This is a genomic window from Sinosporangium album (genome assembly GCF_900100605.1).
GTDB lineage: Bacteria > Actinomycetota > Actinomycetes > Streptosporangiales > Streptosporangiaceae > Sinosporangium > Sinosporangium album.
This window is the reverse complement of sequence record NZ_FNCN01000021.1, coordinates 90,923-110,343: the sequence shown is the minus strand read 5'-3', so window position 1 is coordinate 110,343 and position 19,421 is coordinate 90,923. Positions and strand designations below refer to the sequence as shown.

Genomic DNA, 19,421 nt, shown 5'->3' with positions numbered 1-19,421 from the left:
CGGGGCCTGATGCCGTACGCGGGGCCTGATGCCGTACGCGGGGCCTGATGCCGTACGCGGGGCCTGATGCCGTACGCGGGGCCTGATGCCGTACGGGGGCTCAGCTCAAAGCTGATCTTGAAAGCGGCCCCGAGCCGAAATATCTTCCTTAGATCTTGAGGGAAACGTCTGGTACTTCGGGACTACGATCCGATGAACCGCTGATTCTCACCTCCACGGTGATGTGTCTCACTCCCCCCGTCCGCGACACTGGGTGGTCAGGGTTGGAGCATCTGCGGCGCTGGGGTTTTAGGACAGACCTCATGCGAGGAAAATGAGAGCCTTCTCATGTTGCTCTCACTTTGCTCTACCCAAAGGACACATACCGTGAATGGCATGAACCGTCGCATGTCCTTCATCGCCTTTGTGGCCGGGACGCTTCTCGCCTCCGCCACCGTGGTGGTGCTGGTGTGGGCGGTCAGTAGCGAGCCGCCCAACCTCGGCGACACGGTGGTCGTCCACGGCGGCCCGATCCCGACCTCCGGGCCTGAAGCATCACCACGTCCGAATCCAGAGCAGACCACACCCAAAACCAGCTCTCCCTCCAAAACGACCGCGCAGGGCAAGACCCCTGCCCCGCATAAGGCTCGGTCAAGCTCGGAGACCAGGCGCGCTCCGCAGCAAACCGCCCGCCGTACCCAAGGCCAACCGGTCAAACCGCCGCCGGCGCCGCGTGTAGGCGACGACGATGACGATGACGATGGTTACGGCGGTGACGATGACGACTGAACGCCTGCACCCGCTCAGACGGCATGAAGGCTCAGGAACCCTGTCGGACACAATCGGTCAGGTGAACGCAACCGCTAAGCCGCCCGCCTGCATTTCACCGGGCAATTCACGTGTTGGACGTGGCGGCGACTGACGTAACAGGGACGGACGTACGGTGAGCGCACGAGCCCGCATCGTTGGCTGGATGGCTTTGGTGGTAGCTCTGGCCTTGAGCGTGTCGGTCTTTTCGACGTGGAGGATCCTTCTTTCACGCCTGGATGACCGGGTGAACGCGGAGATCACCAATGAGGCCACCAAGTTCAGGAAGTATGCGCGCACCGCTAGTCCTGATCTGGATCTCCTGCTTCGGGGCTACCTCGAGGTCAATGTCCCGGACCAGTATGAGACGTTCTTCACGGTCCTCGACGGCGAACTGCACCGGCGTACCTTCGCGGAACCCCTCGCTCCCATCTACAGCAACCGAGACCTCATCAATAAGGCTCTTTCCGTAGAGCGGCCGATGACTGCGGACATCATGAGCAGTGCCGGTCTCGTGCGTTACGCCATCATCCCCGTGCGGAGCGATACACAGCAGGGCGCCCTGGTGATCGCGGTCTTCTACGACAACATGAAGGAAGAGGTCGTCGACGCGGTTCGCGCGCTCAGCGTGACGGCGCTGGTGGCGCTGTTCCTCGCCGGCCTGGCCGGTTGGCTGGTCGCCGGGCAGGTGCTCGCACCGATCCGGTTGGTACGGCAGGCGGCCGAACACATCAGTGACTCCTCGGACCTGACGCGCCGACTGAACGTTCCCGGCAATGACGACGTGGCCGCCCTCGCGCGGACGTTCAACCACATGCTCGACCGGTTGGAGCGCGCGTTCGCCACCCAGCGCGACTTCGTCAACGACGCGGGGCACGAACTGCGCACGCCGCTCACGGTGGTGCGCGGGCATCTGGAATTGATGGGAGACGACCCGGTCGACAGGGCGGAGACCATCGCGCTTGTCACCGACGAACTCGGTCGGATGAATCGCATCGTGGACGACCTGCTCACGCTTGCCAAAGCCGAGCAACCAGGCTTCCTCACCATAGACGACGTCGAACTGGCCGACCTGACGGTCAGTGTGCTCGCGAAGGTCCGAACGCTCGGCGACCGGACCTGGCGGGTCGACGATGTGGCCGACAGCCGTGTGTGGGCGGACCGCCAGCGCCTGACGCAGGCGCTGATGCAGTTGGTGGCCAATGCCGTACGGCACACGGGCCCGGGTGACCTGATCGCGGTGGGCTCCGCCGTACGCGCGGACACGGCGGGGCGGCGTGTCATCGCGCTGTGGGTGCGCGACAGCGGGCCCGGGGTGCGGCTGGAGGACAGGGAGCGGATTTTCGGCCGGTTCGTGCGCGGGGCAAGCCGTAAGCACGAAGGGGCCGGGCTTGGGCTGGCCATCGTCAGGTCCATCGCCGAGGCGCACGGCGGATCGGTGCGCGTGACGGACAACGTGGGTGGTGGGGCTCTTTTCACCATCACGATGCCGCTGCGGGAAGTCATCGTCGCCGATGCGGATCTCGTGGTGCCATTCGCGGACGACGATGCCCCACTTCCAGAAACTGCTTTTCCAGCTATGAAGCGGGATAACGACGCTCAGGAGGTCATGTGAACCGCATTCTGATTGCCGAGGATGAGGTAAGAATCGCCTCATTTGTGGAGAAGGGCCTGCGCGGCAACGGGTTCACCACCACCGTTGTGTCCGACGGGGTCGCGGCGTGCGACTATGCGCTGAGCGGTGAGTACGACCTGTTGATTCTGGACATCGGACTGCCCCTGCGCGATGGGTTCACGGTGTTGCGGCGGCTACGCGAGGCCAGAGCCCCCATTTCAGTCATCATCCTGACAGCGCGGGACAGCGTCGCCGACACGGTCGCGGCCCTGTCGGGCGGGGCCGATGACTACCTTGCCAAGCCGTTCGCCTTCGAGGAGCTGCTGGCGCGGGTGCGGCTGAGGCTGCGCGGTGACCGCGTGCCCGAAGTAACCGTTTTGCGGGCCGGCGATCTGTCGCTGGACCTGCGGGCTCGGCGCATTCATGTGCGGGATCAGGCCGTGGAACTGTCCACAAGGGAGTTTGCCCTGGCTGAGGTGTTTTTCCGGCACCCCGACCAGGTTCTCACCCGGGAACAATTGCTGAGCCATGTGTGGGGGTTCGACTTCGACCCCGGCTCCAATGTCGTCGACGTATACGTGCGCTATCTGCGGCGGAAGATCGGCCATGACCGTATCGCCACAGTGCGCGGAACGGGCTATCGACTGGTAGCGTAGAGTGATCGATCCGAGCCTGTGCGTGCTAACGCGCAGATGAGAGCCTTGTCATCAACTCTTCATCTACGCATCAGATGTATGTCTCAGGCTCGTAGTATGACGGTCACCTCAGTAGCGACAGAAACGCGGCAATCAGGTACCAAGCCGCTCCCGGTCGCCCGGAGCGAACCGACTAAGTCAGGCGCCGACCACAATGAGCCACGAAAGCGGCGAAGACCTCAGATCCCACTATGGATCGTTCTCATCGTGCTCGTTGCGGTTCCAGCCGCTCTTCTCTACGCACTTCCGGGCACGGAGGCCGGCCTCCCCCAGCAGGGGCGCGTCACCCTTGTGGTGTTCGTGTGTGCGATTCTCGCCTTCCTCTCCGGTCGCGTAGATGACACGTTTGTAGGACTTGCCGCAGCGGTGACCTTGGTCCTCCTCGGAGTCCTGTCATCGGAGGACCTGTTCCTCTCTCTCGGGGGAGAGATAATTTGGCTGCTCATAGCGGCGTTCGTGCTGGCCACCGGCTTGAACGCCACCGGACTGCCCGCCAGGTTCGCGATCATGCTCGTGTCCAAGGCGACATCCGTACGGCGACTCGCCCACCTTGTCACCGGTTCGCTGCTGGTCACGGCGCTGGCCGTACCTGCCACGTCCGGGCGGGCAGCGCTGGCGCTGCCGGTGTTCATAGCTCTGGCCAGAGCGCTGGCTCCTCGGGAGCGAGTCGTGCGCATGCTGGCCGTACTGTTCCCCACAGTCATTCTGCTGTCGGCGGTCGCGACACTGATCGGGGCCGGCGCGCACCTCATCACAAGCCAGGTTCTCGCGGCCACGACGGGCCAGGGCATCGGGTTCGGGCAGTGGCTGCTGCTCGGCCTACCGTTCGCGGCGGTGAGCTCACACCTGGCCACCGAGCTCGTGCTGTGGCTCATGACCCGGCACCAGGACCGCTGTCTGCCGCTTCACATAGATCGGGATGAGCTGGCCGCGGCGGTCGATACGAACGTCGACGGGCCGCTCAGCAACGATCAGCGCCGGGCAGGGCTGCTTCTCCTCGTGGTGGTCACGCTGTGGTGCACTGAGGCGTTTCATGGCGTGTCGCCCGCGATGGTCGCCCTGCTGGGGGCCGTCGCCATCACCACTCCCGGACTCGGGACGGTGAGGATGGGCAAGGCGATGTCCAGCGTGCCGTGGTCGCTGCTGCTGTTCATGGCCACCACCGCGGTGCTCGGCACCACGTTGACCGGCTCCGGGGCCGCCGACTGGCTGGCGCGCACCATGTTCAACGGCACCGATCTGATGAGCCCCGAGCAGTTCATGGCGGTTGTGGTTGCCGTGAGCACGCTCGCCCACTTGGTTTTGCAGTCCCGCTCGGCGCGCTCGTCCGTGCTCGTGCCGCTGCTGCTGCCGCTCGCGGTAGCATTCGGCCTCAATCCCGCCGCGGTCGCCTTCGCATCCACCGCCGCCGCGGGCTTCTGCCACACCCTGCCGTCATCGGCCAAACCCGTCGCCATGTTCGCGGCGGTTGAGGGCGTCACCACTTACAGGCGCTCGGATCTCCTTAAAATCTCCGTTTTTCTCGCCCCTCTCATCGCGGCCCTGGTCATGGGCTTCGCGCTCTACATCTGGCCCCTTCTCGGCCTCCCACTGCGCTGACCGCACCCTCCGAAATCCGTGTGATTCAGCCCTTTCATAACTCCCCATTGGAGGAACCATGCCCGCGACTGTCCCCATGCGGTTTGCGATCGCACCGAGTGGATTCAAGGAGTCTCTGACCGCCGAAGCCGTCGCCGACGCCATCGCCGCCGGTGTGCGCAGGGTAGTTCCCGGCGCGGTGGTCGATACCATCCCCCTGGTCGACGGCGGAGAGGGGTCGGCGAAGACCCTGGCCGCGGCCACCGGAGGGGACATCGTCGAGGTCACGGTGGAGGGCCCGGTCGGCCGGCCCGTGGCCTCTCACTTCGCGGTGCTCGGCGGCCGGGGGCCGCGCACCGCCGTCGTCGAGATGGCCGCAGCGGCGGGCCTGCGCCTGGTGCCGCCGGGGGAACGCGATCCGGGGCGCACCTGCACGTACGGCGTGGGCCAACTCATCCGGGCCGCCCTCGATGCCGGCTGCGAACGGATCCTCGTGGGATGCGGTGATTCGGGCACATCCGACGGTGGCGCCGGGGCGCTGCGCGCGCTCGGCATGCGGCTGCTCGACGCGGACGGCGAGCCGGTGGGGCGAGGCGGTGCCGTACTCTCCTCGGTGGCGTCGCTGGACACCTCGGAGCTCGACCCGAGGCTGGCGTCCACGGAGATTCTCGTCGCCTGCAACCCCCACAATCTGCTCACCGGGGAGCGTGGGGTGGCCAGGGTCTTCGGACCGCAGAAGGGGGCGACGCCGGAGCAGGTGGAGCGGCTCTCCGAGGCGATGGACCACTGGGCGTGGCTGCTTTCCGCGCATGGCGGGCTTGACCTCAGCACAGCCGCGGGGGGCGGCGCGTCGGGCGGCCTCGGCGCGGGTCTCGCGGGAGTGCTCGGTGCACGGCTGCTGCCGCGGTTCGACGTCATGCTCAACCATGTGGATCTCGACGCCCGGCTGGCCATGGCCGACCTGGTCATCACGGCGGAGGGCGCGATCGACTTCCAGACGCCGCGGGGCAAGGTACCGGCCGAGGTGGCGCGGAGGGCCAAAAAGTACGGCAGGCCGGTCATCGCGCTGGCCGGCACGATCGGACATGGCGCGCAGAGCAGCTATGACGCGGGTATCGATGCTTTCGCCGGCATTCTGGCCGCTCCGATCGCTCTGTCGGAGGCGATCTCTCAGGCCGAGCAACTCATTACAGATGCGACAGAACGTGCACTTCGCCTGATTTTCGTGGGAGCCACCATCGGGCGCGCGGAGCAGGTGTCGACCGTTTCTCCCGCGCGCCGGCATCTGAGCCGGATGAAGTGAAGGTGGTAATCAGGAAAGCACAGTGATTTGCCCGGGAGTTGGGGGCGGTCCGACTCCCGGAGGGTCAGATATCCGGTGATGCGGCAACGGTCAGCGCACGTTTTGCTCGAAGGTCTCTTTCCACGGACATCGATGCGGATGAAGAGCGCTCGGTCACTGGATATGGAGCGACTGATGAGGCGTATGTTTCACGCGGCTCACCTAGTCGCGGCCCGTATAGTCACAGCTCGCATAGTCACAGCTCGCATAGTCGCCGCCTTCTTCATCGCCGCGCCGCTCACCGCGTGCGGTTCATATAGCGGCGGAATGCCGGAGATAAATTTCTACTACCCGCCCGAGCAGAGCCTCGCACGGATCGTGGACGGGTGTACGGCACAGGCCGACGGGCGCTACCGCATCGTCTACCAGGTGCTTCCGCGCAGCGCGGACGATCAGCGCACGCAGATGGTGCGCAGGCTGGCGGCGGAGGACACCGGTATGGATGTCATGGGGCTGGATGTCACCTGGACGCAGGAGTTCGCCAGCGCCAAGTGGATTCTCCCGTGGACGGGTGCCCGGCGTGCCGAGGTGGAACGCGGCACGCTGGCGGGGCCCCTGGAGTCGGCGAAGTACCAGGGGATGCTGTATGCCGCACCGAAGAACACCAACACCCAGTTGCTCTGGTATCGCACGGATCTCGTCCATCGGCCGCCGGCGACGTGGGACGAGATGATCGCGATGGCGCAACGGCTGAAGAGTGGGCGCAAGCCGTACCAGGTCATCACGATGGGGGCGCAGTATGAGGGGCTGGTGGTGCTGTTCAACACGCTGGTCGCCAGTGCGGGCGGGCACATTCTGAACGCGGAGGGCACCAGGGCGGTGCTGGACGCGGGGGCTGTGAAGGCGCTTAGCGTTTTGCATAGGTTCGCGACGTCTGGGGTGACCGATGCGTCGTTCACCAACGCGCAGGAGGACGAGGCGCGTCTGCGCTTCCAGGCGGGTCATGGGGCGTTTCAGCTTAACTGGCCGTTCGTCTATCCGGCGATGGCGAAGGCGGCGCCGGAGCTGGCGAGGAAGGTGCGGTGGGCCCGCTATCCCGGGATTTATCCGGGTGTGCCAAGCAGGGTCACCATCGGCGGCACCAACCTCGCGGTCAGCCGTTTCTCCCCCCATCCGGACCTCGCCTTCGAGGCCGCAGCGTGCATCCGCAGTGCGGAGAATCAGTTCTATTCCGGAATCACCGACGGTGTGCCGCCGACCATCGAGAGCGTGTATTCGCGGCCGGAGATGGCATACGCGTATCCGATGAGGGACGCGATCCTCGCCGAGCTCAAGGAGCCTGCCATTCGGCCTCGCACCCCCGCATACCAGAACGTCTCCACGGTGATATCGGCGCTGTTGTCGCCTCCGTCGGCCATCGAGCCGCGCCGTACGGCTGATGAGATGCGTGAGTCCTTGCAGGAGGCCCTGGAATCCAGGGGCGTGCTTCCATGACCTGGAACCCCCTGTCATGACGGGGCCTGCCGACGTGACGGGGTGCGGTGGGAGCGCCGGGAGGCGGCGCGGCCCGGATACGGCCGCGGCTTCGGCTTCGGCTTCGGCTTCGGCTTCGGGGAGGGGACGGCGGCTGAGCGCGGGGAGGCGGGCAGAGCGGCGGCTCGCGTGGTTGCTGTGCGCTCCGGCGGCGCTGGTCATGCTCGCTGTCACCGGATGGCCGATCGTGTACGCGGTCTGGCTGTCGCTCCAGCGGTTCGACCTGAAATTTCCGGATGAGCAAAAGTTCGTGGGGCTGGCGAACTATGCCACGGTGCTCACGAACTCCTACTGGTGGACGGCCTTCGGGGTGACCATGCTGATCACGGTCGTCTCCGTGGCGATTGAGCTGGTGCTGGGAATGGCGCTGGCCTATGTCATGCATCGCACCGTTGTCGGGCGCGGCCTGGTGCGGACATCCGTCCTCATTCCCTACGGCATCGTCACGGTGGTCGCCGCGTTCTCCTGGCGCTACGCGTGGACGCCCGGCACCGGTTACCTCGCCGATCTGTACGGCGGAGCCGCGCCGTTGACCGAGCGTGCCTCGTCGCTGGCCATCATCATCCTGGCCGAGGTGTGGAAAACAACCCCGTTTATGGCGTTGCTCCTCATGGCCGGACTTGTGCTCGTGCCGGATGACCTGGTGAAGGCGGCCTCGGTCGACGGGGCGAACGGGTGGCAGCGCTTCACCAGGGTCATGCTGCCGGTCATGAGGCCCGCGATCCTGGTGGCGCTGCTGTTCCGCACACTCGACGCATTCCGGATCTTCGACAACATCTACATCCTGACCAGAGGGGCCAACGAGACGTCCTCGGTTTCCATCCTGGCCTACAACAACCTCATCAAAGGGCTCAATGTGGGCATCGGATCGACCATGTCGGTGCTCATCTTCCTCACGGTCGCCGCCATCGCCTACGTCTTCGTCCGGGTCCTCGGCACCTCGGCCCCTGGGGAGACCTCAGGAGCGGCCCCGGGAGGGGAGCGCAGGTGAGGACGGCGTGGCGCTGGGGTTTCGTCAATGTCCTCGTGGTCGCCTACGCGCTTGTGCCGGTGCTGTGGATAGCGTCCCTGTCCTTCAAGACGCCGGCCACGATCAACGACGGCAACTTCATTCCGCGCGCATGGACACTCGACAACTACCGCGGCATCTTCCAGACCGACCAGTTCATCCGCGCCCTGGTCAACTCCCTCGGCATCGCCGCGATCTCGACGGCGATCGCCGTACTGCTCGGCCTGCTGGCGGCGTACGCCATCGCGAGGCTGTCCTTTCCCGGGAAGAACCTGCTGGTTGCTATCTCCCTGATGATCGCGATGTTTCCACAGGTGTCGCTTATCTCACCGCTCTTCCAGATCGAGCGGGCGCTCGGGCTGTTCGACACGTGGTGGGGGCTGATCCTGCCGTACATCACCTTTTCGTTGCCGCTCGCGATTCAGACCTTGTCCGCGTTCTTCCAGCAGGTCCCCTGGGAGCTTGAGAAAGCCGCCGTCATGGACGGCGCCACCCAAGGCCAGGCATTCCGCAAGGTCATCGCGCCCCTGGCGGCACCAGGTGTCGTCACCGGCGCCATCCTGGTCTTCATCTTCTGCTGGAACGACTTCCTGTTCGCGATCTCACTCACGTCGACGGAACGATCGCGTACGGTGCCCGTCGCGCTGTCCTTCTTCACCGGCGAGTCCCAGTTCGAGGACCCCACCGGCTCCATCTCGGCCGCGGCCGTGGTGATCACCGTACCGGTCATCCTCTTCGTGCTGTTGTTCCAGCGTCGGATTGTTTCGGGCCTGACGTCCGGCGCGGTCAAGGGCTAGGGGGGACTGGAGGCATTGGAGGCATTGGAGGCATTGGAGGCATTGGAGGCATCGTGGCCGACATTGTGCTGGACAAGGTGAGCAAGGTCTTCCCCGACGGGACCACGGCCGTGCGGGCCGTCGACCTGCACATCGTGGACGGCGAATTCGTCATCCTCGTGGGCCCGTCCGGGTGCGGCAAGTCCACGACCCTGAACATGATCGCGGGGCTGGAGGACATCAGCTCCGGCGAACTGCGCATCGGGGGCGAACGCATGAACGAACGCGCGCCGCGCGACAGGGACATCGCCATGGTGTTCCAGTCGTACGCCCTGTATCCCAACATGACAGTCCGGGACAACATCGCCTTTCCGTTGAAGCTCGCCAAGTTCAACAAGGAGACGATCAACAGCAAAGTTCTCGAAGCGGCCCGCTCCCTGGAACTCACGGACCTGCTCGACCGCCGCCCCGCCGGCCTCTCCGGCGGCCAACGGCAGCGCGTCGCCATGGGCCGGGCCATCGTCCGCTCCCCCAAGGCGTTTCTCATGGACGAGCCGCTGTCGAACCTCGACGCCAAACTCCGTGTCCACATGCGCACCCAGGTCGCCAGACTGCAGAACCGGCTCGGCACCACCACCGTTTACGTCACGCACGACCAGACGGAGGCGATGACGCTCGGCGACAGAGTCGTCGTCATGCGCGGTGGAAACGTGCAGCAGGTCGGCGAACCGCAAGTCCTCTACGACCATCCCGCCAATCTGTTCGTCGCCGGATTCATCGGATCGCCGTCGATGAATTTCATCACCGCCGATATCGAGGACGCTCGCCTGCGCACCGCGCTCGGGGACATTCCCCTGGACGTACGGCTCATCGCCCGGCTGCGACACCTCGACGCCCCCCGGCGGCTCATCGTGGGCCTGCGGCCGGAGCACTTCGAGGACGCCGCACTGGCCGCGGGAGAGGGGATCGTGTTCGAGGCCCAGGTGGACGTGGTGGAGTCCATGGGGTCGGACAAATACGTCTACTTCACCCTGGAAGAACCGCGGGTGAGCTCCGCCGTACTCGACGAGATCGCCGTCGATTCCGGTGCCGACAGCCTCGGCGGACCGACCGCGACCCTGGTCACGCGGTTCTCTGCGGAGTCGACGGTGCGGGAAGGCGAGATCCGCCGGGTCTGGTGCGACCCGTCGAAGATCCACCTGTTCGCGCCCGCCACCGGGCGGAACCTCACGCTTCCCTGGGACTGACCTACGGCCGGGGCACGATGACACCGACCACATGGGACACGGGAACGGTGCCGTCGCCATGCATCGCCTGTATCCCGCGCGAGTCGATGGCGGTCGGGCGGCTGTCGCCCTGCACCCAGAGGCGGCCCGGAGGGATCTCCACCGGCCCGAAGTCGAGTGGCGAGGGTTGCGCCGGCCAGATAGGGCTCGTCCAGCGGCTTACCGTCGATGAGTAACCGATCTGTGGGATCGCAGCAGGCCACGGTGGTCCCCGGGAGTCCGATGACCCTCGCGATGACGTGAGTGTCCGGATCGGACTTCCAGGTTTCCGGCGTGCGGAACAGAACGATCTCGCTGGCTTTCGGGGTGTAGGACCTCTCGGTCATCCGTACATGGACGTAACTGCCGGACTTGAGTGTGGGTGACATCGAGTCGGAGAGGACACGCCACCGCTGGAGCCCTTGGGGGTTGTCGGCGTTGGGAAGACATCCGGTCGCCGTGAGGGTCGCGGCGACGAGGAGAGCGGTCGATCTACGGAAGATCACTGCGCCAGTATCGCGAAAGCCGCAGCGGCGTTGTCAGGAAATTTCGGCTTTCAAGGCATGTTGGGGTGGCGGCGGTTATGCCGGGCTGGGATTTCGGTGGTCCGCCGATTTGGCGGATGCCGTACAGAGAATCCGCGACAAGGGGTCTTTGTCCAGGGGAGCGGGCGTGGCGACGTGCCGGAGAACGTGGGTGAATGTCGGTGAATGTCGGTGATTATCGTTTGAGCGCAGATCATGTGATCTTTACCTGGCTACAGGTGACTCCCTCCGGTGCCGTGAGGAGACTTTTCAGCACGATCACCCATTAGACGACTGACATCCGATTGATCGGAAAGGGTGAGACGGATTCAAGATCGACTTCCTGGGGGTGGAAGGAAGGTCCGAAATATCTCCCCATCTGGGGCTATCCGCAAACCCCAGAAATGTCAGTCCCGTCGTCCATGATGGGGGACTGCACAACGAGAGGACGACGCATGCGATACGCGATTCAGGCGGAGGGCCTGGTCAAGCACTACGGTGCGACCAAGGCCCTCGACGGGGTCGACCTGGAGGTCCGGCAGGGGCGGCTGCTCGGCGTGCTCGGTCCGAACGGCGCAGGCAAGACCACGGCCGTGCGAATACTGGCGACACTGCTACGCCCGGACAAGGGCACCGCGACCGTGGCCGGTTTCGATCTGTTCCGCGAGGCCCACAAGGTCCGCTCCCTCATCGGGCTGACCGGGCAATACGCGTCGGTCGACGAGATGCTGACCGGCACCGAGAACCTCGTCATGATCGGGCGACTGCTCGGCCTGTCGCGCCCCGAGGCCAAACGGCGGGCCGCGGAGCTGCTCGACCGGTTCTCCCTGACGGAGGCCGGCGGGCGCGCCGCCAAGACCTTCTCCGGCGGCATGCGCAGGCGGCTCGACCTGGCGGCCAGCCTCATCGGCAGGCCCGAGGTGCTGTTCCTCGACGAGCCCACCACCGGCCTCGACCCGCGCAGCCGCACCGAGCTGTGGGATGTCGTGCGCGGCCTGATGGCCGACGGGGTGACCGTTCTCCTCACCACGCAATACCTGGAGGAGGCCGACCAACTCGCCGACGACATCGTGGTCTTCGACCACGGCAAGGTGATCGCGTCCGGCAGTTCCGACCAGCTCAAGGCCAGGGCGGGGTCCCAGGTTCTCGAAGTCCGCCCGATCGACGAAAGCCGGCTCGACGTGGTCTCCAAGGTGGTCGGCGACGTGCTCGACACGGTGCCCGAGGTGGTGTCGGGCAAGGTGACCGCGTCGGTCCATGACCCTGCGGTCGTGCCGGCCATCGTGCGCCGCCTCGACGACCTCGGCGTGGTCGCCTCCGAGCTGTCGCTGCGCAAGCCGAGCCTCGACGAGGTGTTCCTGACGCTCACCGGCCACCGCGCGGAGCAGGAGGCCGACGACAGCGACAAGGCCGAGGCGAAGTCGACGGCGACGGTGTGAGCGCCGGTGTAAGCGCCGACTTGAGCGCCGACTTGAGCGATGTCGGCGTCGTCGGCCGAGGCGGCGGGCACCGGGGCGGCGGGCACCGGGCCGCCGGGGGCGACGTCCGCCCCAACATTTCCATGCACGAAACGTCGAACCACAGCGAGGAATCACCGTGAGCACCATGACGGCGAAAGCCGCGTCCCCTCCGAGTAGCCGTGTCGGCGTCGGAGCCACGATCCAGCAGACCGCGACATTGGCGTGGCGCAGCCTGGTGCAGATCAAGCACAACCCCTGGGAGCTGCTCGATCTCAGCATCCAGCCGATCATGTTCCTGCTGCTGTTCACCTACGTGTTCGGCGGCGCGATCTCCGGCTCCACGGGTGATTACCTCCAGTTCGCCCTCCCCGGGCTCCTGGTGCAGAACGCGCTGTTCTACACGCTGTCCACGGCGATCGGGCTCAACTCCGACATCACCAAGGGCGTGTTCGACCGTCTGCGCAGCCTGCCGATCTCCCGCACCGCTCCCCTGGCGGGCCGGGTCATCGCGGACACGTTCAAGCAGATCTGGGCGTTCGCCCTGCTCGTGGGTTTCGGCGCGGTGCTGGGCTTTCGCGTGCAGACCGATCTGCTGGGCGTGCTCGGGGCACTCGCCCTGCTGGTCGTGGTCTCGCTGGCCATGGCCTGGATGTCGGTGCTGATCGGGCTCATCGCGTCCAGCCCGGAGAAGGTCCAGATGATCAGCTTCTCGGCGATGATGCCGCTCACGTTCACCAGCAGCGCCCTGGTGCCGGCCGACACCTTCCCGGCCTGGCTCAAGACGTGGTCCGACCTCAACCCTGTGACTCACTTGGCCGACGCGATCCGCGGCATGATGATCGGCGGCGAGGTCGCGAGCCCCGCGTTGGTGTCCTTGCTGTGGGCTGCCGGGTTCGCGCTGGTCTTCGCCCCCATCGCCATCAATGTGTTCCGCACCCGCATCTAGAGGCGACCGGAGTTTCGGGGGATTGACTCCTCGGGCGCGACCGTGTGGTGTGTGCCTTCGACAGTGCACCTGTGGAGGAGCATGCGGCCGCAGGACGACCTGCCCTGCCCGCGTGGACTGATCCGCCTTGACCGGGGGAACCAGGGGGTGCCGACCGCGAGCGGCATCCTCCCCCGCCCCACACGCCGTGCCTCACCAAGCGTTGTCATCCGTCGGAGCGCCGCTCATAGCCTGTTCATGGCCTCTCCGCACGTCATCCATGACGAGGTGACAGCCTCAAAAAACTCGCAACTTTCTCCCAACTCCGTGCATCTATCCATATGGACGGGCGGGACACACCCTCCCGAATCCACATCACCGACAGAGCACTCAGGGGTTATCTCATGCGAGTTATTCATGCTGCCGTGGCCGGAATCATCGCCCTCGCGGGTGTGGGCGCGGCGACCACCGCCACGTTCGCCTCCACCACCGACGCCACGGCCACCTCCGGCACGTCGAAGGCCAAAAAAATCACCGGCGAACTCGAATATCTCGCTCCGGGCAAGATTATTGTCAACCCCGGCCATGGCAAGACCGGCCGGATTCTGTGGCTTGCCAACGACACCAAGGTCATCGACCGTCTCGGCGACATCTGCGCCGCACGGGGCCGCGCCCTGTCCTACACCTGCACGCCCGCCCAGCTTGAGAAGACGCTGAAGAAGAACAAGTACGCGATCTACGCCACCGTCACCCACAAGAATGGCGTCGCGGTTAAAGTCGTCGGGCTGGTCGAGGACTGAACAACGCATCGCATTCAGGTCACCGCTGGGAAGGAAAGCTGAAAGCGTTTGAGTGGCGGCGACAGCCGTACGGCATGAGCGCAACCATTCGGCGACTCCCATAGGCGAAGACGCGTTCGCACCAGGCGCCGCGGAGAAACCTCCCGTAGGTCGGTGGGCGCCCACCGGCCGCCAAGGGGGCCGGCTGATCCGCCGCCGGCCACTGGCTACAGTCGTCCGCATGACAACCGCCCGGTCCCTGGTGCTTTTCGTGTTGGCCGCGGTCGCCGAGATCGGCGGCGCCTGGCTCGTCTGGCAGGGCGTCCGTGAACAACGCGGTCTGCTGTGGATCACGGCCGGCCTGCTCGCCTTGGGTGCGTACGGCTTCGTCGCCGCATTCCAGCCCGACCCGCATTTCGGCCGGGTCCTCGCCGCCTACGGCGGCGTCTTCGTCGCCGGTTCCCTCCTCTGGGGCGTGCTGTTCGACGGTTTCCGACCCGACCGCTGGGACCTGATCGGCGCGGCCATCTGCCTGGTCGGCGTCGGCGTCATCATGTACGCCCCGCGCGCCTGAGCAGACGCGCGCCCGAGGCCACGACCTCCGCGCCACGACCTCCGCGCCGCGGGCTCCCGAGGCGGTTCGGCAAGGCGCCCGCGCAGGGAACGCGCCGCGAGCGGCGGGCGCACAACGCGCTCCTATTCAATAGAGCCGCTTCAATAGAGCCGCGTAAGCCGGCTTCAGCAGGCCGAAAGCCGAAGAGGGGTGGCGTGGGGGCACCGTGCGAAATGTTCGGCGAGGGAAAGAGGCATGCTGGGGGCATGTCTGCTGTGCTGTGGATCGTCTCCGGGCCGCCGGGGGCCGGCAAATCGACCGTGTGCGACGAACTGCTGGCCCGGCTCGACCCCGTGCCCGCCCTGCTCGACAAGGACACGGTCTACGGCGGCTTTGTGGCCGCCACACTCGCCACACATGGCCGGGAGGCCGGTGAGCGGGAGGGGGCATGGTACGACAGACATGTCAAGCGTTATGAATACGGCGGCCTTACGGCTGTCGCCAGGCAGATCCGCTCCCACGGCTGCCCCGTCATGCTCAGCGGGCCGTTCACCGCGCAGGTTCACGACGCGGCGCGGTGGGGTCAATGGGTGGCCGAACTCGGCGGGCCGGAAGTGCGCCTGATCTGGGTCCGCTCGGACGGCCCGACGTTGCGGCATAGGCTCAAGAGGCGCGGATTTCCCAGAGACGAGGGCAAACTCAACGCCTTCGACGCCTATTTGACCGCGATTCGTGTGGACGAGCCGCCCGTGGTGCCGCACATCGAGATCGACAACCGCCTCGACGCCCCGCCTCTGGGCGGCCAGATCTCGCGGCTGATCGACGTGGCAGCGCCGTAGGGCACCGGCTGGGCGCGCCCCCGCCCGGCACCCGCCGTACGGCTGCCGCCCCCATCGTGGTCGGTCCGGGACCAAAGTCTTGACCGTCCGTGACGTTCGCCGCTGCTGGTCACGGTCTTGAATGAGAAGTGTGAGAGGTAAAGCGGAGGTGGAGCGATGTCGGTTGAAGTCAGGGACGTCATGGGCCGTGTGGCGATCGCCGTTACCCCGGAGGCGCCTTTCATCGAGATCGTGGAGGCGATGCGCCGCTATGCGGTCGGCGCGGTCGCCGTCATCGACGCCGAGCGCAGGCCGATGGGGATCGTGTCGGAGGACGACCTCATCTTGAAGGAGGCTGACCTGGCGAGGCACAGCACGTCGATGTACGAAACCCGGAACCAGGGCGAAATGCACCGGAAGGCGACGGGCGTGATCGCCAGGGAGCTCATGACCACTCCCGCGATCACGGTGACTCCCGGTCGTCCCCTGCGCGAGGCGGCGCGGCTGATGCACGACAAGCGGGTCAAGCAGCTCCCCGTCGTCGATCCGGCGACCGGACGGATCGTGGGAACGTTGCACTGCGCCGATGTGCTGCGCGTATTCCTGAGACCGGCGGAGGAGCTCCTGACCGAGATCAGGGATTTGCCGCTCGATCCCGAGACTTTCACGGTAGAGGTCAACAAGGGCGTCGTGACCATCGCCGGCAGGGTCAAGCGGGCATCCGAGGCGCTGCAGATCGTGGAGCAGATCTACCGCGTTGAGGGGGTCGTGGATGTGGTGTCCCAGATCACCGCCGATATGGACGACCGCCTTCAGATCATCCCGCCGCTGCGCGAGGACGGTGCTCCTCGTCTCTAGGAGCGCCTGATCGCGGTCAGCGGCGGCTGATCGCGGTCAGCGGCGGCTGAGCACGACTTTCAAGGCCCCCGTGTCCTGTGGGTGGGAGAACACCGAATAGGCCTCTTCCATCTCGTCCAGGGCGAACCGGTGCGTGATGAACGGACTGGTGTCCAGTCTCCCCGTGGCGATCAACGACAGAAGGGTGGGCGTCGAATACGTGTCGACCAGCCCGGTGGTGATAGTGACATTGCGATCCCAGAGGTCTTCGAGGTGCAGTGTGGCGGGTCTGCCGTGTACGCCGACATTGGCGACATGGCCGCCGGGCCGCACCAACCTGGTGCACAGCTCGAACGTCTCCGGCACACCGACCGCCTCGATCGCGACGTCGGCGCCGAGGCCGCCGGTGAGGTCGGTGACCGTACGGCTCGCGCCGCCGTCCGCCCCGAGCACGGTGTCGGCGCCGAAGCGACGCGCCGCATCCAGGCGTGATTGGGCTGGGTCGATGGCAATGATGCGGTTGGGGCTGAACAGCCGGGCCGCGGTGATCGCGGCCAGGCCGATCGGCCCGGCCCCCACGACCACCACCGTGCTGCCCGGCCCCACCCGCCCCTTCAGCACCCCCACCTCATAGGAGGTGGGCAGAATGTCGGCAAGCATGAGCGCGTTCTCGTCAGCGACCCCGTCAGGCAGCGGATAGGTCGAGGTGTCGGCGAAAGGGACACGCACATATTCCGCCTGCGTGCCGTCGATGCGGTGGCCGAGGACCCATCCTCCTCCGCCCAGACACTGCCCGAACGACCCGGTACGGCAAAAGCGACATCGACCGCACGCCGATATGCACGACACCAGCACCTTGTCGCCGACCGCAAGCCCGGAGACCGCCGCCCCCGCGTCGAAAACCGTGCCCACGGCCTCGTGCCCGAGGGTCGTGCCCGACTGGACCGCAGGCACGTCCCCGTTGAGAATGTGCAGGTCGGTGCCGCAGATCGTGACGGCGTCCACCCGGACGATCACATCGGTGGCCTCGCGGATCGCCGGTATCGGGGCGTCCTGCCAGGCACGCCGACCGGGCCCGAGGTAGACGAGCGCCTTCACGTGAAAGCTCCTCCCCGCATGGTCAGGTTCGCGGGGGCATCGTCATCCTTCCACGTGAGGTCATCGCGGAGCGCGACGACACCGTCAACGTTTCGGGCATGCCATATCGCGCCCAGGGCCTCGCTGCTCGTGTCGGTGCGCCCGGAGAGGGTCACGACGCCGTCCTCCACCCCGATCTCGATCTTGTCGACCGCGCTCGGCGGCAACCCCTCGCGAACATTCAGCCTGATCGCCTCGTCATCGCGGACGAACACCTTGAGCAGATCGCGGCGGCTGACGATGCCGACAAGCCTCCCCTCCGCATCGACAACGGGCAGGCGCTTGACACCGTGCCGGTCCATAAGCCGCGCAGCGCCGACCACCGGAGCGGTCGCCAGAACGACGATCGGCGGCCTGCTCATCAGCTCACCGGCGCTCTCCCCCAGCGACTTGCCGTACACGCCGCGCTCACTCCCCGCGAGATGGCGCAGCCTGGACCGCAGCGGCGGCTGGTAGTCGTCGCCGTAGTAGCGCTGCTTGAACTCCTCCTTGCGCAGCAGGTCGGCCTCGGAGACCACCCCGACGACCCGACCGTCGTCACTGAGCACGGGAGCCCCGCTGAGGCCGTTCTCGATGAGAAGCTCGGCCACCGCGTGAAACGTGGCCTTCTCCTCGACAGCCACCACGTCGGTCGTCATCACGTCTTGCACCGTGATCCTCATGAATTCCTCCCGCGCTCCCCCGGCCAGTCGGCCGACCGTCGTGCCCTCGACGGCTTCTCTTTCGAGGTTCGCTCAGGGCGCATGCCCCGCGTCAGAGGCGGAGGGCGACTTCAGCAGGGTCGAATGTCCTGAAAACCAGGGGGTTTCGGGTACGGCGCGCCGCCCCGGGCTCCGCGTGATGCCTTCAGGGGCGGTAAGGTCAACGCCATGAAGTGATGACATCGCGCACCGATCCCATAACGCCGTCCGAGCCCTCTGCTCCGGCGTCCGCTTGGTGTGACCTCAATGCCCGTCATCCACTTCACACGATCGGATCCAACCTCATGGCCGACGACCTGTTCCCCGACTTCCTCGACCTTGTCGCCGACCGGCTCGCGGGGCTGCCCGCCGTACGCGCCGTCTCTCTCGGCGGCTCGCGTGCCGAGGGCACCCACACGCCGGACAGCGACTGGGACCTGGCCATCTACTACCGGGGCGGCTTCGACCCCGCCGACCTGCGCGCTGTCGGCTGGCACGGTGAGGTCTCCGAGATCGGCGGCTGGGGCGGTGGGGTCTTCAACGGCGGAGGGTGGTTCACGATCGACGGCCAGCGTGTCGACGTCCACTACCGCGACCTCGACGTCATCGACCACGAACTCTCCGAATCCCGGCAGGGCCGCTTCACCTGGGAACCGCTGATGTTCCACCTCGCGGGCATTCCCAGCTATCTGGTGGTCGCCGAACTCGCCGTCAACCAGGTGCTGCGCGGAGCTCTGCCCCGCCCCGAATACCCGCAGGCGCTGCGCGAGGCGGCCCCACCGATGTGGCGCGGGCGCGCCGCCCTGACGCTCCACTACGCCAAGGCCGCTTACGTCCGGCGCGGCCAGGCCACCGAGGTCGCGGGCGCGCTGGCCACCGCCGCCATGAACACGGCACACGCGGTGCTGGCGGCGCGCGGCGAATGGGTCACCAACGAGAAGCGGCTCTTGGATCGGGCCGGCCTGCGCGGCATCGACGCGATCACATCCGAGGTACGGCCGGAGCCCGACTCCCTCACGTGGGCGATCAACGAGGCGGAGAAACTGTTCGAAGCCGCGTTTCATTAAGAGGGCCGGGTAGCCCGGTGCCCCAGGCACGCTGTCGGCGCGGCGACGGACGGGACCGGGCACCGGCCGAAGGGGTTGCCCAGGACCGAGTGCCGACGAGGC

The 19,421-nt window shown here is 66.4% G+C and carries 18 protein-coding genes and 1 pseudogene; 16 read left to right on the top strand and 3 right to left on the bottom strand.

Translation table 11 applies throughout. From position 1 onward, the window contains the following. Positions 1-375: 375 nt before the first annotated feature. The 9 genes from BLQ73_RS21160 to BLQ73_RS21120 all read left to right on the top strand — a co-directional run bounded on the left by BLQ73_RS21160 (position 376) and on the right by BLQ73_RS21120 (position 10,521). The gene (locus tag BLQ73_RS21160; protein WP_143020362.1) at positions 376-768 is read left to right on the top strand and encodes a hypothetical protein; all 393 of its coding nucleotides are present in this window, start codon (positions 376-378) and stop codon (positions 766-768) included. A 154-nt stretch (positions 769-922) separates the two neighbouring features. Beyond that, positions 923-2,401 carry a sensor histidine kinase gene (locus tag BLQ73_RS21155; protein WP_093172529.1) on the top strand — a complete coding sequence of 493 codons (1,479 nt, stop codon included), beginning with the start codon at positions 923-925 and terminating at the stop codon, positions 2,399-2,401. Beyond that, complete coding sequence (locus BLQ73_RS21150) at positions 2,398-3,057, top strand: response regulator transcription factor (RefSeq protein ID WP_093172527.1); 660 nt, start codon at positions 2,398-2,400, stop codon at positions 3,055-3,057. The genes BLQ73_RS21155 and BLQ73_RS21150 overlap by 4 nt, the downstream gene beginning before the upstream one ends. Positions 3,058-3,093: 36 nt before the next feature. Next, positions 3,094-4,695: an SLC13 family permease gene (locus tag BLQ73_RS21145; RefSeq protein WP_338056637.1), complete on the top strand. Its 1,602-nt coding sequence runs from the start codon at positions 3,094-3,096 to the stop codon at positions 4,693-4,695. Between the two features lie 58 nt (positions 4,696-4,753). Continuing rightward, positions 4,754-5,977, top strand: a complete 1,224-nt coding sequence (locus tag BLQ73_RS21140; protein WP_093172523.1) for a glycerate kinase family protein — start codon at positions 4,754-4,756, stop codon at positions 5,975-5,977. 306 nt (positions 5,978-6,283) lie between these two features. After that, entirely contained in the window at positions 6,284-7,450 is a 1,167-nt protein-coding gene (locus BLQ73_RS21135; RefSeq protein ID WP_245691232.1) for an ABC transporter substrate-binding protein, read from the top strand. 199 nt (positions 7,451-7,649) lie between these two features. After that, positions 7,650-8,480: a carbohydrate ABC transporter permease gene (locus BLQ73_RS21130; RefSeq protein ID WP_275936305.1), complete on the top strand. Its 831-nt coding sequence runs from the start codon at positions 7,650-7,652 to the stop codon at positions 8,478-8,480. Then, positions 8,477-9,295, top strand: coding sequence for a carbohydrate ABC transporter permease (locus tag BLQ73_RS21125; RefSeq protein ID WP_093172519.1), 819 nt, complete (start codon positions 8,477-8,479; stop codon positions 9,293-9,295). Before BLQ73_RS21130 ends, BLQ73_RS21125 begins: the two co-directional genes overlap by 4 nt. 53 nt (positions 9,296-9,348) lie before the next feature. Then, positions 9,349-10,521 carry an ABC transporter ATP-binding protein gene (locus BLQ73_RS21120; RefSeq protein WP_093172517.1) on the top strand — a complete coding sequence of 391 codons (1,173 nt, stop codon included), beginning with the start codon at positions 9,349-9,351 and terminating at the stop codon, positions 10,519-10,521. Between the two features lie 176 nt (positions 10,522-10,697). Here the strand turns inward: BLQ73_RS21120 and lepB are convergent. Beyond that, a pseudogene (lepB, locus tag BLQ73_RS35050) lies at positions 10,698-11,045 on the bottom strand (signal peptidase I); the annotation flags it as partial. A 473-nt stretch (positions 11,046-11,518) separates the two neighbouring features. Between lepB and BLQ73_RS21110 the strand changes: the two are divergent. The 6 genes from BLQ73_RS21110 to BLQ73_RS21085 all read left to right on the top strand — a co-directional run bounded on the left by BLQ73_RS21110 (position 11,519) and on the right by BLQ73_RS21085 (position 16,456). Then, positions 11,519-12,502, top strand: coding sequence for an ATP-binding cassette domain-containing protein (locus tag BLQ73_RS21110; protein ID WP_093172513.1), 984 nt, complete (start codon positions 11,519-11,521; stop codon positions 12,500-12,502). Between the two features lie 166 nt (positions 12,503-12,668). Continuing rightward, entirely contained in the window at positions 12,669-13,469 is an 801-nt protein-coding gene (locus BLQ73_RS21105) for an ABC transporter permease (RefSeq protein WP_093172559.1), read from the top strand. Positions 13,470-13,852: 383 nt separating this feature from the next. Next, positions 13,853-14,248: a hypothetical protein gene (locus BLQ73_RS21100; RefSeq protein ID WP_093172511.1), complete on the top strand. Its 396-nt coding sequence runs from the start codon at positions 13,853-13,855 to the stop codon at positions 14,246-14,248. A 220-nt stretch (positions 14,249-14,468) separates the two neighbouring features. Further along, a complete protein-coding gene (locus BLQ73_RS21095) occupies positions 14,469-14,801 on the top strand; it encodes a YnfA family protein (RefSeq protein ID WP_093172509.1) in 333 nt (110 codons plus the stop codon). Between the two features lie 245 nt (positions 14,802-15,046). Next, positions 15,047-15,619 carry a P-loop nucleotide/nucleoside kinase family protein gene (locus tag BLQ73_RS21090; protein WP_093172507.1) on the top strand — a complete coding sequence of 191 codons (573 nt, stop codon included), beginning with the start codon at positions 15,047-15,049 and terminating at the stop codon, positions 15,617-15,619. Positions 15,620-15,775: 156 nt separating this feature from the next. Further along, entirely contained in the window at positions 15,776-16,456 is a 681-nt protein-coding gene (locus BLQ73_RS21085; protein ID WP_093172505.1) for a CBS domain-containing protein, read from the top strand. Positions 16,457-16,492: 36 nt separating this feature from the next. Here the strand turns inward: BLQ73_RS21085 and BLQ73_RS21080 are convergent, their stop codons facing one another. Both BLQ73_RS21080 and BLQ73_RS21075 read right to left on the bottom strand, forming a co-directional pair. Beyond that, complete coding sequence (locus BLQ73_RS21080; RefSeq protein ID WP_093172503.1) at positions 16,493-17,533, bottom strand: zinc-dependent alcohol dehydrogenase family protein; 1,041 nt, start codon at positions 17,531-17,533, stop codon at positions 16,493-16,495. Next, the gene (locus BLQ73_RS21075; protein ID WP_093172501.1) at positions 17,530-18,234 is read right to left on the bottom strand and encodes a CBS domain-containing protein; all 705 of its coding nucleotides are present in this window, start codon (positions 18,232-18,234) and stop codon (positions 17,530-17,532) included. Before BLQ73_RS21075 ends, BLQ73_RS21080 begins: the two co-directional genes overlap by 4 nt. Positions 18,235-18,557: 323 nt before the next feature. Here BLQ73_RS21075 and BLQ73_RS21070 point away from each other — a divergent pair, with 323 nt between their 5' ends. Continuing rightward, a complete protein-coding gene (locus BLQ73_RS21070) occupies positions 18,558-19,319 on the top strand; it encodes a nucleotidyltransferase domain-containing protein (protein WP_093172499.1) in 762 nt (253 codons plus the stop codon). Positions 19,320-19,421: the final 102 nt, after the last annotated feature.

Bases quoted from the DNA above. Each gene is read 5' to 3' on its own strand.
- BLQ73_RS21130 (WP_275936305.1), top strand. From the start codon at position 7,650: ATGCTCGCTGTCACCGGATGGCCGATCGTGTACGCGGTCTGGCTGTCG.
- BLQ73_RS21135 (WP_245691232.1), top strand. From the start codon at position 6,284: ATGCCGGAGATAAATTTCTACTACCCGCCCGAGCAGAGCCTCGCACGG.
- BLQ73_RS21105 (WP_093172559.1), top strand. From the start codon at position 12,669: ATGACGGCGAAAGCCGCGTCCCCTCCGAGTAGCCGTGTCGGCGTCGGA.
- BLQ73_RS21085 (WP_093172505.1), top strand. From the start codon at position 15,776: ATGTCGGTTGAAGTCAGGGACGTCATGGGCCGTGTGGCGATCGCCGTT.
- BLQ73_RS21145 (WP_338056637.1), top strand. From the start codon at position 3,094: ATGAGAGCCTTGTCATCAACTCTTCATCTACGCATCAGATGTATGTCT.
- BLQ73_RS21160 (WP_143020362.1), top strand. From the start codon at position 376: ATGAACCGTCGCATGTCCTTCATCGCCTTTGTGGCCGGGACGCTTCTC.
- BLQ73_RS21070 (WP_093172499.1), top strand. From the start codon at position 18,558: ATGGCCGACGACCTGTTCCCCGACTTCCTCGACCTTGTCGCCGACCGG.
- BLQ73_RS21075 (WP_093172501.1), bottom strand. From the start codon at position 18,234: ATGAGGATCACGGTGCAAGACGTGATGACGACCGACGTGGTGGCTGTC.
- BLQ73_RS21140 (WP_093172523.1), top strand. From the start codon at position 4,754: ATGCCCGCGACTGTCCCCATGCGGTTTGCGATCGCACCGAGTGGATTC.
- BLQ73_RS21100 (WP_093172511.1), top strand. From the start codon at position 13,853: ATGCGAGTTATTCATGCTGCCGTGGCCGGAATCATCGCCCTCGCGGGT.
- BLQ73_RS21095 (WP_093172509.1), top strand. From the start codon at position 14,469: ATGACAACCGCCCGGTCCCTGGTGCTTTTCGTGTTGGCCGCGGTCGCC.
- BLQ73_RS21090 (WP_093172507.1), top strand. From the start codon at position 15,047: ATGTCTGCTGTGCTGTGGATCGTCTCCGGGCCGCCGGGGGCCGGCAAA.
- BLQ73_RS21110 (WP_093172513.1), top strand. From the start codon at position 11,519: ATGCGATACGCGATTCAGGCGGAGGGCCTGGTCAAGCACTACGGTGCG.